This is a genomic window from Vibrio sp. 10N.222.54.A3 (assembly GCF_041474095.1).
Lineage (GTDB): Bacteria > Pseudomonadota > Gammaproteobacteria > Enterobacterales > Vibrionaceae > Vibrio > Vibrio crassostreae_C.
On the sequence record NZ_JBFRTN010000108.1, the window covers coordinates 1 to 14112 of the forward strand.

The 14112-nt window shown below is 45.3% G+C and carries 9 protein-coding genes and 2 tRNA genes; 6 read left to right on the forward strand and 5 right to left on the reverse strand.

The features are described from left to right. Positions 1 to 81: 81 nt before the first annotated feature. The 5 genes from AB4507_RS19420 to nspC all read left to right on the forward strand — a co-directional run bounded on the left by AB4507_RS19420 (position 82) and on the right by nspC (position 6676). Positions 82 to 168, forward strand: a tRNA-Leu gene (locus AB4507_RS19420). 32 nt (positions 169 to 200) lie between these two features. Further along, positions 201 to 276, forward strand: a tRNA-Gly gene (locus AB4507_RS19425). Positions 277 to 1135: 859 nt separating this feature from the next. Continuing rightward, entirely contained in the window at positions 1136 to 4075 is a 2940-nt protein-coding gene (locus AB4507_RS19430) for a pyridoxal phosphate-dependent class III aminotransferase (RefSeq protein WP_372183153.1), read from the forward strand. An 8-nt stretch (positions 4076 to 4083) separates the two neighbouring features. Continuing rightward, a complete protein-coding gene (locus tag AB4507_RS19435; protein WP_017061002.1) occupies positions 4084 to 5337 on the forward strand; it encodes a carboxynorspermidine synthase in 1254 nt (417 codons plus the stop codon). A gap of 199 nt (positions 5338 to 5536) precedes the next feature. Beyond that, entirely contained in the window at positions 5537 to 6676 is a 1140-nt protein-coding gene (nspC, locus tag AB4507_RS19440) for a carboxynorspermidine decarboxylase (protein ID WP_104216168.1), read from the forward strand. Positions 6677 to 6749: 73 nt separating this feature from the next. Here nspC and AB4507_RS19445 read toward each other — a convergent pair whose 3' ends face one another. Beyond that, positions 6750 to 7262 carry a glycine cleavage system protein R gene (locus AB4507_RS19445; RefSeq protein WP_104216167.1) on the reverse strand — a complete coding sequence of 171 codons (513 nt, stop codon included), beginning with the start codon at positions 7260 to 7262 and terminating at the stop codon, positions 6750 to 6752. 267 nt (positions 7263 to 7529) lie between these two features. Beyond that, positions 7530 to 8438 carry a DUF3943 domain-containing protein gene (locus AB4507_RS19450; protein ID WP_017069173.1) on the reverse strand — a complete coding sequence of 303 codons (909 nt, stop codon included), beginning with the start codon at positions 8436 to 8438 and terminating at the stop codon, positions 7530 to 7532. A 210-nt stretch (positions 8439 to 8648) separates the two neighbouring features. Here AB4507_RS19450 and AB4507_RS19455 point away from each other — a divergent pair, with 210 nt between their 5' ends. Beyond that, entirely contained in the window at positions 8649 to 9887 is a 1239-nt protein-coding gene (locus AB4507_RS19455) for a CinA family nicotinamide mononucleotide deamidase-related protein (protein ID WP_104216166.1), read from the forward strand. A 174-nt stretch (positions 9888 to 10061) separates the two neighbouring features. Here the strand turns inward: AB4507_RS19455 and AB4507_RS19460 are convergent, their stop codons facing one another. The 3 genes from AB4507_RS19460 to AB4507_RS19470 are packed head-to-tail and all read right to left on the reverse strand — an operon-like array spanning position 10062 to position 13979. Next, on the reverse strand, positions 10062 to 10907 hold the full coding sequence (locus AB4507_RS19460; RefSeq protein ID WP_017060997.1) for a DmsC/YnfH family molybdoenzyme membrane anchor subunit: 846 nt from the start codon (positions 10905 to 10907) through the stop codon (positions 10062 to 10064). 1 nt (position 10908) lies between these two features. Next, a complete protein-coding gene (locus AB4507_RS19465; RefSeq protein WP_004733360.1) occupies positions 10909 to 11529 on the reverse strand; it encodes a DMSO/selenate family reductase complex B subunit in 621 nt (206 codons plus the stop codon). 11 nt (positions 11530 to 11540) lie between these two features. After that, positions 11541 to 13979, reverse strand: coding sequence for a DmsA/YnfE/YnfF family dimethyl sulfoxide reductase (locus AB4507_RS19470; protein WP_372183155.1), 2439 nt, complete (start codon positions 13977 to 13979; stop codon positions 11541 to 11543). Positions 13980 to 14112: the final 133 nt, after the last annotated feature.

Here is a 14112-nt window from a genome sequence, read left to right on the forward strand (position 1 = left end):
AAATTTTGTAATGTTGATTCGCGTCAGCATTAAGATGGTGTTTTACTTTTCAGTAATCGGCATCGCAATAAAGAATTGCGTGCCCTGGTGGTGGAATTGGTAGACACAAGGGATTTAAAATCCCTCGACGTTCGCGTTGTGCCGGTTCAAGTCCGGCCCGGGGCACCATCTATTAAAGTCTTTATCTCGATAAAGCAAATGCGATACTAGCTCAGTTGGTAGAGCGCAACCTTGCCAAGGTTGAGGTCATCGGTTCGAACCCGATGTATCGCTCCAAATTAAGAAGCCCGAACAGAAATGTTCGGGCTTTTTGGTTTCTGACGTTTAGCTTTTACGTTTAAGAACTCTTCTTGTTCGAATCCGCACTCAACATTCATTTCTATCTCTGTTTCAAATTTTGCAATCAAGTTAGTTTTTAAAAGCGAGATTCCCTATGAACTTGTTCCTCGTGCTAGGGAATGACGGAAAGACGCCATGACCTAAAAGCTTCTCTAGCAACGTTTATAACCCCACGTCGTCATCCTCGGGTATGAGGAACGAATGAACCGGGGATCTCTTTCCCAAACGATAGTGTGACGATATTTACAGCAATTGCTTAGCCACCGCTGCTATTTATCAAGCTATTACTAAAAACTATTGATCGTTCATTTCACTTTATGTTACTTTCCCGCGCAATCTCGGAATGAAAATGTTCAAGAAGAGCAACGATTGCTTCTGGGGGATACGCGTAGTGACCATTCTTGCTGATTGGGACATTACGTAGGGTAGGTATTGGCTAGTCCTTTAGCTGATAGACGGGATACTTATGGCGCAGTTCGTCATGTTAATGGGAAACCCAACATTGAACACACTAATTACAACATTGCTAATCAGCTCTGCATTTCCAAAGGGACCAGCTCCTCATAGCTGCCCGATCCTGCAAAAATGTCCAATTCTTCAAAACAGTAGCATTACTGAACCTTGAGCTCACGCTAACAATTTATCGCTGTCTTAAGACGGCTTAATTTCGTATTCGTCATTTGACTTATGCGAGCGTACAGCTATATCTCATTTCTAGACAATACGTGTACTTCACTATGAACTCTCTCCAAATTTAACGAGAGTTGGTGGGTAATTGCGTCTGATGGAGGTGAGTATGAACACATTCAAGGGGACTTTTATGACTACCGCCTTTGAAGTCGATATCAATACTATCGCAAATTCATTTTCAACTATGGTTCCTATCTTAGAGGGAACGTACGACCTAACACCTGACGCTATTTTGCTAGAGCAAGAACAGCATGAGTCGGATGTTCGCTCTTACCCAAGACGCCTGCCTATTGCTATTAAACGAGCATGTGGCGCTTTAGTTGAAGATACTCGTGGCCAACTCTTTCTCGATTGCTTAGCCGGTGCAGGTACACTTTCTCTGGGTTACAACCACCCTGAGATTAACCAAGCACTTAAAGACCAACTCGATTCTGGTTTGCCATACCAAACACTTGATATCACGACTCAAGCAAAAGAGACGTTTATCAAGCGAGTTAAAGCTTTTCTTCCTCAAGACTTTTCAAATAACTCGGTTCTTCAATTCTGTGGCCCATCTGGCGCTGACGCTGTGGAAGCGGCGATCAAGCTCGCCAAGCAAACCACAGGTCGCAACACCATGTTTGCTTTCCGTGGTGCTTACCATGGTATGACGAACGGCACCATGGGTATGATGGGTAACCTCGGCACTAAAGAGCGTCGTAGCGGCTTGATGTCTGATGTGCACTTCATGCCTTTCCCATACAACCTACGCTGCCCGTTTGGTATTGGTGGTGAAGCGGGTGCTAACGCGAGCATTCGTTACATCGAACGTATGTTGAATGATGACGAGTCTGGCATCATGAAACCGGCGGCGATGATCGTTGAGCCTGTGCAAGGTGAGGGCGGTGTGATTCCTGCTCCAGCATCTTGGTTACAAGGCCTACGTCGCATCTGTGATGAGCACGGCATCCTACTGATTTTTGATGAGATTCAGTGTGGTGTGGGCAAAACTGGCCATCGATTTGCGTTTGAAGAGTCTGGTGTTAATCCAGATATCTTATGTTTATCTAAAGCGATTGGTGGCGGACTGCCTATGTCGCTGCTTGTGTTCGATAAGAGCATTGATACATGGAAAGCGGGTGAGCACACCGGTACATTCCGTGGTAACCAATTAGCAATGGTCTCTGGCGCTAAGGCGTTGGAGATCATCGAACGAGATGGCTTAGTTGAGCACGCGAACATCGCAGGCCAATATTTACGTCACGGGCTTGAGAAGATTCAATCACGCGTTAGCTGTATTGCTGAAGTTCGTGGTAAAGGCCTGATGCTCGGTGCTGAGATCAAACAACCAAATGGTGAGCTTAACAAGTTTGGCGAACCACAATCAGACGGCGAACTAACCCTAGCGATTCAACGAGCAGCGTTAGAGCGTGGCTTGATGGTTGAAAAGGGTGGTCGTGATGGCTCGGTAATTCGTTTCCTTCCGCCAATGATTATCTCTTTTGAGCAGATTGACTTTGCACTCCGCGTAATGGAAGAAGCGATCATCGCAGCTGGTGGTGGCTTACAACAAGACCCAACTTCAAGCGAACAAGCAAACCAAGAATGGAACAAGCATTTCATCCATACAGGTTTAGGCGGTAGCGACGAATTTGCTAACGTGATGAACCAAACCACTCAAGCGATGAAAGCGGTTTTTGAACAGGTTGAAACCCCTTATTCGGGTTTAGATCCAAAAGTGCTAGAAGCAGCTATCAATGCTGTCGACCTTGATAACAATCAACACGCTTTGGTTGATGTTGTAGATAGTACTGCAGACCTTGTCGCTGCAAACTCCATCTTCGTGCAACACCCAGATTGCATTGCACACCTTCACACTCCTCCTCTTATGGCTTCGGTAGCAGCGGAATCGATTATCGCGGCGTTGAATCAATCAATGGATTCATGGGACCAAGCATCGGCTGCGACTTATGTTGAGCAGCGCGTTGTGGATTGGATGTGTGACAAATACCAACTTGGCGCACAAGCTGACGGTGTTTTCACTAGCGGTGGCACGCAAAGTAACCTAATGGGTTTATTGCTTGCGAGAGACTGGGTTGCGGATAAGCACAATGGTCACTCAATCCAAAAGCTTGGCTTACCAGAATACGCGAGCAAGCTGCGTATCTTATGTTCAAAGAAATCTCACTTCACGGTTCAAAAGTCAGCCTCTCTACTAGGGCTAGGCGAAGCGGCAGTGTGCTGTGTTGACACCAATGCAAACGGCACTATCAAGCCTGATTTGTTAGATGCAGAAGTGAAAGCGCTTAAAGCACAAGGGTTGATTCCTTTTGCTGTTGTCGGTACGGCGGGTACAACCGATCACGGTGCTATCGACGACCTTGATGCGATTGCAGACCTCGCAAGCCAACAAGGCCTTTGGTTCCATGTCGACAGTGCTTACGGTGGCGCGCTTATCTTGAGTAGCCACAAGGCTCGCTTACAAGGCATCGAAAAAGCGGACTCTGTGAGTGTCGATTTCCACAAATTGTTCTATCAAACAATCAGCTGCGGCGCGGTATTGTTGAAAGACAAAGCGAACTTTAAGTACCTTCTACATCACGCAGATTACCTAAACCGCGAACACGATGAACTGCCAAATCTAGTCGATAAGTCTATTGCGACCACCAAGCGTTTCGATGCATTGAAAGTCTTCATGACGATGCAAAGCGTTGGACCAAAGCAGTTGGGTGATATGTACGACCATCTTCTTGAGCAAACGCTAGAAGTGGCAGACCTGATTCAAAACCAAGCTGACTTAGAGCTACTCGCAGAGCCGTCACTATCAACAGTGCTGTTCCGATCTAAGCCGTCAGCAAACGGCGAGCTAGATTTAGACAAATTGAATCAAACGCTAAGACTGGAAGCGCTGACTCGTGGTGTTGCAGTACTCGGTGAAACGGTCGTGGATGGTAAGAGTGCGCTTAAATTCACTATCTTGAATCCGTGCCTAAAGACATCAGATTTCAAATCTCTAATTAACAAAATTCAAACTCTAGCCACTGAGCTAGCAGAACAACAAGGGTAATTAATACTATGGCTATTCTACAAATTGGTGCAGGCGGCGTTGGTTGGGTTGTTGCACACAAAGCAGCACAAAATAACGAAGTACTGGGTGATATCACAATCGCTTCTCGCACAATCGCGAAGTGTGAAAAAATCATCGAATCTATCAAGGGCAAAAACAACCTTAAAGATTCAACTAAGAAACTAGAAGCACGTTCAGTAGACGCTGATGATGTTGATGCGCTTGTTGCTTTGATTAAAGAAGTTCAGCCGGATCTAGTGATCAACGCTGGTCCTCCTTGGGTAAACATGGCAATCATGGAAGCATGTTACCAATCTAAAGTTTCTTATTTAGATACATCGGTAGCGGTTGACCTATGTTCTGAAGGCCAACAAGTACCACAAGCTTACGATTGGCAGTGGGGCTACCGTGAGAAGTTCGCTGAAGCAGGCATCACAGGTATTCTTGGTGCTGGTTTCGATCCAGGTGTGGTATCAATCTTTGCTGCATACGCGGTTAAGCACTTGTTCGATGAGATTGACTCAATTGATGTAATGGATGTGAATGCTGGTGACCACGGCAAGAAGTTTGCGACAAACTTTGACCCAGAAACCAACATGCTTGAGATCCAAGGCGATTCTTTCTACTGGGAAAATGAAGAGTGGAAACAAGTACCTTGTCACTCTCGTATGCTTGAGTTTGAATTCCCGAACTGTGGTTCTCACAAAGTTTACTCAATGGCGCATGATGAAGTTCGTTCAATGAAAGAGTTCATCCCAGCTAAGCGTATCGAATTTTGGATGGGCTTTGGTGATGCATACTTGAACTACTTCAACTGCATGCGTGATATCGGTCTTCTTAGCCCAGATCCGCTAACACTGCACGATGGTACTGTGGTTCAGCCTCTGCATGTTCTTAAAGCACTACTACCAGATCCAACATCTCTAGCTCCGGGTTACACTGGTTTAACGTGTATCGGTACTTGGGTTCAAGGTAAGAAAGATGGTAAAGAGCGTAGCGTATTCATCTACAATAACGCAGACCACGAAGTGGCTTACGAAGACGTAGAGCACCAAGCGATCTCTTACACAACTGGTGTTCCAGCGATTACCGCTGCACTTCAGTTCTTCCGTGGCGAATGGGCTGATAAAGGCGTGTTCAACATGGAACAGCTAAATCCAGATCCGTTCCTAGCAACTATGCCGGAAATTGGTCTAGATTGGCATGTTCAAGAGCTTGAAGCAGGCCAAGGTCTTCCAGTGATTCATGAGCTGAAAAAATAAGAACTGATTTCTTGTTTTGATTGCTAATTAAAGGGGACATGGATTGTTCCCTTTTCGATGATGATAGCCTTGAAGCTTTGGTATCATTTATTTTGATTTTGTAACTCACTGCGCTCGGACAGGACAAAATCAAAATAAATCACACCAAAATTGTTAATTTACCTTTCCATCTATAGATGCTGCTTGAGTGTTTACAAAAATGACGTTTAAGAAAGAAGAACTAAAAACCCCATATTTCATGATCAACGAAGACAAGTTGATTGCGAACTTAGAAAAAGCCAAGCAACTGAAAGAGATTTCAGGTGTGAAATTGGTACTTGCGCTTAAGTGCTTCTCGACTTGGGGCGTGTTTGACATCATCAAACCGTACCTAGACGGTACTACTAGTTCTGGCCCTTATGAAGTGAAATTAGGTCACGAAACTTTTGGCGGTGAAACTCATGCTTACAGTGTGGGCTACAGTGAAGATGACGTGAGAGAGGTTGCTGACATCTGCGACAAGATGATCTTCAACTCTCAAAGCCAACTTGTTGCTTACCGTCATATTGTTGAAGGTAAAGCTTCACTGGGTTTACGTTTAAATCCGGGCGTGAGCTACGCAGGGCAAGACTTGGCGAATCCAGCACGTCAATTCTCGCGTTTGGGCGTGCAAGCTGACCACATCAAACCAGAAATTTTCGATGAGATTAATGGTGTGATGTTCCACATGAACTGTGAGAACAAAGACGTCGATGCGTTTATCGGCCTGCTTGATTCAATCTCAGAACAGTTTGGTGAGCACTTAGATAAGTTGGACTGGGTGAGCATGGGCGGAGGTGTGTTCTTCACATGGCCTGGCTATGACATCGAAAAACTCGGTCTTGCGCTGAAAGCCTTCTCTGAAAAGCACGGTGTGCAGATGTATCTTGAGCCGGGTGAAGCGATCATCACTAAAACAACCGACCTAGTTGTGACAGTGGTCGATATTGTTGAGAACGTGAAGAAAACAGCGATTGTGGATTCAGCGACTGAGGCGCACCGTCTTGACACGCTTATCTACAATGAGCCCGCATCAGTATTGGAAGCGTCAGAAACAGGCAGCCATGACTACGTGATTGGTTCGTGTTCATGTCTTGCGGGCGATCAGTTCTGCGAAGCGAGCTTTGATGAGCCACTTAAGATTGGTCAAAAGCTGCATCTGTTAGACAGCGCGGGTTACACAATGGTGAAATTGAACTGGTTCAATGGCCTTAAAATGCCTTCAATCTACTGTGAACGTAGCAGTGGTGATGTTCAGAAGCTAAATGAATTCGGCTATGAAGACTTCAAACGCTCATTATCACAATGGTCAGTTAAGTAACTGAATCACAAGTTCAGAGCAATACAAAGAGCAGCTAATGAGCTGCTCTTTTTTGTTCTTTAATTTTGTTTATTTAGCTTTCAATCATCACACGAGTATCTTCACTGAGCGTTTCTAGCTCGTTGACGACATCATCAATCAGAACTTCAATTGGCAGTTTAACGGCGATTTTTGATGTGAATAGGCTTGAGCTAACACCGCCACCACCTGCGATAAACACACGATGACAATCCATATCGAGAATGCTGATCCCTTGTCTATCCAATACATGAGTCACTTCGTTGACGATACCTGCTCGGTCGTTAGAGTCGAGTCTTAAGTGATGGACCGTGTCTTGAACATTGTGTGTATGATCGGAATCGACAAACTGCACGATGAGATCTGGATTGGCGCTGAACGCTTCTTTTACAATCGATTCGTTGATGGCTGGAAGTTGAACCTTTAGTACGCCTGCGACTTGGTCTTCAATAAAGTTCACTTTACTGATGAGCCATTTGCCGTCGTTTTCGTGAGTAACCGCAGCAAGCTGTTTGATTGTTGCTGGTGATGCTTTTCCGATAAAGTTTACGATAAATGTACTGTTCATATCAGCCCCCAAGGTTTCAATTATTCTTTGCTAATTAAATGTTTGATATCACGCGATAAAGTTCTTTAATTTCAGTGTAGAAGGTTACATCGAACAATGTTTGACCTAGGTCAATTTTTGAAACTAAGCTTCGATGCAAAAAAAGAGAATGAAGAGTAGGGCACAAAAAAAGCGGCTAGAGAGCCGCTTTTTAGAAGAGTTGTCACTGTGATTGATGATTCAGCAACTTATATTCAATAACTTATATTGAGTAGTACTAGAGACGAATTAGAACGTTACTTTGAAGTTCATACCAACAAACTGAGAGTCGTATGGTGCGCCAGCATCGTAAGCAAAACGTGCAGCGTCTTGGTTATCCCACCAAGGGTTAGTATTCAGGTTAACTTCTGCATCACCACCCCATGCATCACTTACCCAGTAGTGAATGTGTCCAACAGGGTTAAGGAAGAATAGCGACACATCACCCATGGTTTGAGAGCCCATCACTTCGCCACCTGAAGCAATGATATCCTGCTCTGCTTCTAGCATCATTTCACCGACAACCGCACCGAAGAAAGGTGTGATGAAGAGATCTTGCCATGAAGGTACTTCTGCAAACGCTTCTACGCCGTATTCCCAGAAGAACGTCGACATAGTCCAAGAGTATAAGAATGACTCAAACTCGTCGTAACCTGCGTGTCGAGCTGCGGTGTAGTAAACACCACCGAAATATGGGTGCATTACGTAGTTTAGGAAGTGTTCGTCACGGTCCCATGTTGGACCAGCAGAAACGTTATCTTTCCACTTTTTACCTAATGAGCTGATATCACGTTGGTCATCATCCCACTTAGTAATACTTTCAGGGAGCAGAGTCATTAGACCCACTGTCGCGACACTCAAGCCAAGAATGGTGTAGGTTTGACCCATTAGGTAATCCCAATCTTTCTCCTGACTCACCAACATGTGTTTTGGTTGTTGGATTGAGAAGTCGTACTCATCACTCGATTCGCTCAGTGCGTAATTGGTACTAGGCTTGTAGGTGTACAAGTTGTCATTAAAACAGTAATCTTGAGCACATTCATCCGAGTAAGAAAGGTTGATTGGCTGGTCGAAGTCGTATTGGCTTGCAACCGAGTTAACTGACATTAGCATTGAAAATGCGGCAGTAACCTTTGCTAGTAACGGTGATTTGGCCACAAGGGTCTCCATGAGAAAGTTTGGAATTGATCAGGATCACAATTATCTATTAAATGCCTGATTTAGGGAACTAATAATTTATAGCTTTTCCTAAGAAAACCTTAGGTTTAACATTATTAATATTAGTGAAAAGGCGAATTGCTCCAAATTCAACCATAGACCAGTTTGTAAATAATGCAGTGTCTTTTTATGACAACAAGGGATAGAAATATGACGAAAATCGCAATGTTAAGCACAGGTGAAGAAGTTCTTCATGGAGACATTGTAGATACAAACGCAGCTTGGATGTCTGCTGAGTTTTATCAGCATGGTTTTGCGCTTGCTAAGCGCTCAACTGTGGGTGATCAAATGAATGCTCTTGTTGAAGAACTGCTGATGCTGAGCTTTAACTATGATGTGGTTATCGTTAATGGTGGTTTAGGCCCGACAACCGATGATATGAGTGCTGCCGCCGCTGCAGCTGCTTCCGAGCAGAAACTCGTCATGTTCCCTGAATGGCTTGCTCGTATGGAAGAGATGTTCTCTGGACGTGGCATGCTAATGCCAGACAGCAACCTTAAACAAGCTTTGTTACCTGCGAGTTCAGAGATTGTCGATAACCCTGTGGGGACGGCTTGTGGCTTTAAACTGAAAATTAACGATGCGACTTTCTATTTCACGCCGGGTGTACCAAGTGAATTCAAGCGCATGGTGACGTTTGAGATTCTTCCTGACTTGTCGTGTACCTACCCTCAAGTGGTTGCCTCTGAATGCAGTCGACTGTTTACGTTTGGTTTGTCTGAGTCCGGTATCTCTGATGTTTTGGATCAACTAAAGCTGCCAGAAGGTTATGAACTTGGTTATCGCTCTTATCTGCCGTTCATTGAGGTCAAACTGTTTGGTCCTAAGGCAGACTTAGAAACTCGCGTTAAGCTGCTGCAGATGGTTTACAAGCTGCTAGAGAGTAATGTCGTTAGTGTTGATGAGCCGATGATTGACCATATTGGACACATCATGGCGGAAAAAAAGAAGACGTTATCTGTGTCTGAAGTGTCGACCAAAGGTTCACTGTCAGCGTGGCTGCAATTGAATGAGCAGATAGAAGATTGCTTCGGACACTCATGGGTGATGGCTGAGCCCAAAGAGAGCGAACTTGAAAAGAGCGATCCATTAGCCGCGACCTTTGCGCTGGCTGGAGCAACAAGAGATAAGTGCGGAACTGAATTGGCTTTGGTGACTGGTAAGCTGGAAGGCAACACATTCAGCGTTGCATTGTCGACTGAAGCAGGCGAGTGGGGGCAGGTACTTGAGTTTTATCGTCAGTACTCGCGTGAAGACCAACGCAACGTGATTAAGACCGTTGCCGCCGATATGCTGAGAAGGCATTTAGATAACAAACCGATGTTTGGTACTTATTCTTCGGTTAAGCGATTAAAAGACATGTTTATTCCAGCGGCTATCATTAAGTAGCTATGTAAGCTAACGATGTAAGCGAACTCGCTAAGTCTGTATTAAAAACGCTAGAAAAAACGAAATAAAAAGGCCCAACATCTAAATAGGTGTTGGGCCTTTTGTTTATCTAGCCTTCTAGATAACCAAACAAGCAGCGATGTTTACACGCAACTCATGTCTGTAATAACTCGATTACAAACCGCTTGTCATATGTAGGCTGTAGAACAAACCACGGCCGATTAACTCTGAAGCCAAGAACAATACTAGTGCTAAGCCAAGGTTAACTGGGTTCACTTTTGCTTTGTTCAGCATAGGTAGAATCCAAATCAACAAGCTTGCCATTAGCAGTGCCACTTGAAGAATCACATAGCTACCTAAACCATCGACTAACTCAGACGCTTTTGCCGCTGAAGTTTGGATGTCTCCGATTAGGTTCAGTTTTCCTACTGTCACAAGCAAGCTGATAGCAACAGCGATAACAGCCAACATGGTGATGTTACGGTCAACCGTAAAGCGGCTGTCGTTTGCGAATACAATCACGAACTGAGATAACAGCAAGCCACCCACAACCATCGTCATGATGAAGCTCAGTGGTGTGTAGATGTTGTCCCACGTCGGTACTGTGTTGATCATGTATACGTTGATCATCGCGTACATGAAGATAACACCCAGTACCATCGCGCCAACCATCAGTGCTTTCTGGATAGCAACGCCACCTTTCTTGACTACCGACAGTAACCATTGCAGGCCACCGACAGCGAAGAATGCCGCACCGAAGAACACTTCGTTAGACAACCAAGCCGAACCTAGCTGATTAAAAGCGTTAAACGCGCGCAGTGGAGAGCCAAGGTGCGTTGTCGAGAACATGAAGCCAAGACCCATCAGTACCCATAGGATAAACATTGGAACCTTGTAGCTGTTCAGCTTCTCTTCGTCATGACCAAGTACCAGTGCACGTGCGCCAATCAGTAAGTAACCACCAACCGCAGTTTGCGCCAGCACCGTAAAGAAGATTAAAGACCACTCATGAAAAATCATCTTACACCTCCTTCGGGTTTGCTAGGTGACCGCTGGTATCGCCAGTCGGCTTCGCGTTTTTGTTCAGCTTAATCACGATGTTTGGTAGCGTTTCTGTTGAAGATGGCAGTGGAGCCACATCCGCACCAGAGCCGTACTTCTCGCGAAGTGTATTGATTTCACCAAACTCCAATGCACGAAGTGGGCAAGACTCAACACAGATAGGCTGTTTGCCTTCAGAAACACGTTGGTAACAACCATCGCATTTCGTCATATGACCTTTCTTAGCATTGTATTGTGGTGCGCCGTAAGGACACGCATTGCTACAGTGCTGACAACCAATACATACGCTCTCATCAACCACAACCAAACCGTCTTCATCACGTTTGTGCATTGCGCCCGAAGGACACACTTTCACACACGCTGGGTTAGTACAGTGGTTACAAGCGATAGATAGGTAGTAAGAAAAGACATCTTTCTGAACCCAGGTATCACCATCTTGAGTGAAGCCACCACCGGCATATTCGTATACGCGACGGTAGTTCGTTTTGATGTCTAGATCGTTATAATCTTTACAAGCAAGCTGACAGGTTTTACAACCCGTGCATTTACTTGAATCAATGTAAAAGCCGTATTGTTTCATTCCAACCTACCTTATGCTTTCTTTAGCGCTTTGATTTGAACTAGGTTTGTATGCTGAGGGTTACCCTTAGCAAGTGGGCTCGGGCGCTGAGTCGTCAGCACGTTGATAGAGCCTGCATGGTCGATCTTCTGACCATCTGGTGCGTACCATGCACCTTCGCCTAGTGCGACAACTCGAGGAAGAATCCTAGGTGTCACTTTCGCTGGAATATGTACTTCGCCACGGTCGTTGAAAATACTCACCATGTCGCCGCTTTCAATACCACGTTCTTTTGCATCGATTGGGTTGATCCACAACTCTTGCGGTGCTGCTGCTTTGATTTCTGCAACGTTGCCGTAAGTCGAGTGAGTACGAGCCTTGTAGTGGAAACCGGTTAGCTGAAGTGGGTACTTCTCTGCTAGTGGGTCGTTATGACCTTCGAAAGAGTCCGCGTAAATCGGAAGTGGGTGAATCACTTCGTCTTCTTTCAGCTTCCAAGTCTTCGCGATATCAGCCAGTTGCTCTGAGTAGATCTCGATCTTGCCACTTGGTGTGGTCAGTGGGTTCGCTTCAGGATCTTTACGGAAATCTTCATAAGCGATGTAGTGGTGGTCGTAGCTACGTTTGTAGATACCCAGCTCTTTCATCTCTTCGAAGGTTGGCAGTGTTGGATCGTTCTTACGAGTTTCTGCGTAAAGGTGCTCAATCCATTGCTCTTGAGTACGGCCTTCGGTGAACTCTTTTTCTACGCCCATTCGTTTCGCAAGCTGAGTACACATCTCGTAGATAGATTTCGCTTCAAACTGAGGCTCAATCGCTTTCTGCGCGTAGATGAAGTAAGGCATGTTCGCCGCTTTACCGTCCATACACCAGTCGTCTTGCTCAGACGTTGTTAAGTCTGGCAGGATGATATCGGCGTACTTCGCTGAAGACGTCATATGGTTATCAACCACGACAATCATTTCACACGCACTTTCATCTTGAAGAATCGCGTGAGTCTTGTTGATGTCTGAGTGTTGGTTAATGATGCAGTTACCTGCGTAGTTCCAGATCATCTTGATTGGGTTCTTAAGGCGCTCTGCACCGCGAACACCATCAGTGATGTCGGTCATTTCATGGTGACGGTAAATCGCGTCTGTCCACATGAACATTGAAATAGACGTTTCAACTGGGTTTGGCACAGTAGGGAAGCGGACAAATGGAATGTTGATGTCGCTTTCACGAGCGCCTGTTGAACCGCCTGATACGCCCACAGAGCCAGTGAGCAGTGACAGCATCGCGATTGCACGACACGCTAGTTCACCGTTCGCAGTGCGTTGTAAGCCCCAACCTTGGTGAATCGCACATGGTTTCGCTGTGCCCATTTCACGGCCAAGCTTAACGATGATGTCAACTGGAATACCCGTGATCTTAGAAGCCCATTCTGGTGTCTTCTCTACGCCATCTTCACCTAAACCTAGGATGTAAGATTTGTAGTCGCTGTTTTTAGGCGCTGATGCAGGAAGGGTCTTCTCATCGTAACCTACGCAGTATTTGTCTAGGAACGGTTGGTCGACAAGGTCTTCAGTGATCATCACGTGTGCAAGACCCGCTACCAATGCCGCATCTGTAGAAGGACGAATTGGGATCCATTGATCTTCACGGCCACCGGCAGTATCGGTGTAGCGAGGGTCGATGATGATCGTTCTTGCGTTTGATTTGTTTTTGCTTTCAACGTAGTGGTGGATCTGGCCGCCACCAGACATACGCGTCTCAGCAGGGTTATTACCAAACTGAATATTAAGTTTAGTGTTCTCTAAATCAGAGAAAGAGTTGTTGTTTGCCCAACCGCCGTAGGTGTAGCTCAAGCCTTTCGTGATTTGCGCTGTTGAGTAGTCACCGTAATGGTTTAAGTAACCACCACTTAGGTTCATTAGACGAGCAATCAGCGTTTGAGCTGGTGGCCAAGATTTAGTAACCGTGCCGCCCAGCGTACCTGTACCGTAGTTTAGGTAGATAGTGTCGTTACCGTAGTCTTTGATAAGGCGTTGCATGGTGCCAGCGACTTCATCATAAGCCTCTTCCCAGCTAATACGCTTAAACTTACCTTCACCACGTTTACCCACACGTTTCATTGGGTACTTTAGGCGATCTGGGTTATAAACACGGCGGCGCATCGAGCGACCACGTAGACACGCACGAACTTGGTGATGACCGTATTCGTCAGTGCCTGTGTTGTCTGTTTCTACGTATTTGATTTCACCGTTTTGTACATGCATACGCAGTGGGCAGCGAGAGCCACAGTTTACTGTACATGCACTCCATACGATTTTCTCATCCACATTTTCAGCAACTGCAGCCGCTACTGGTTTGGATTTGAAAGGTAATGCAATACCGCCCGCAAGTGCAGCTGCACTACCTACTGCAGAGGAAGCTTTCATGAAGCCTCTTCGAGTAAGATTCATTACCCCAGATTCTTTCTTATTCGTCATTCTAAGATGCCTTTTGCTATTGATAGCTAGCACTTTATAGGTAGTTTGTTCTTTATGTATTTATTTCGAATTATTGATTGATTGGCATCAAATAAGTGTGGAATTTAAAGTTTATGAATTGAATGTATAAAAT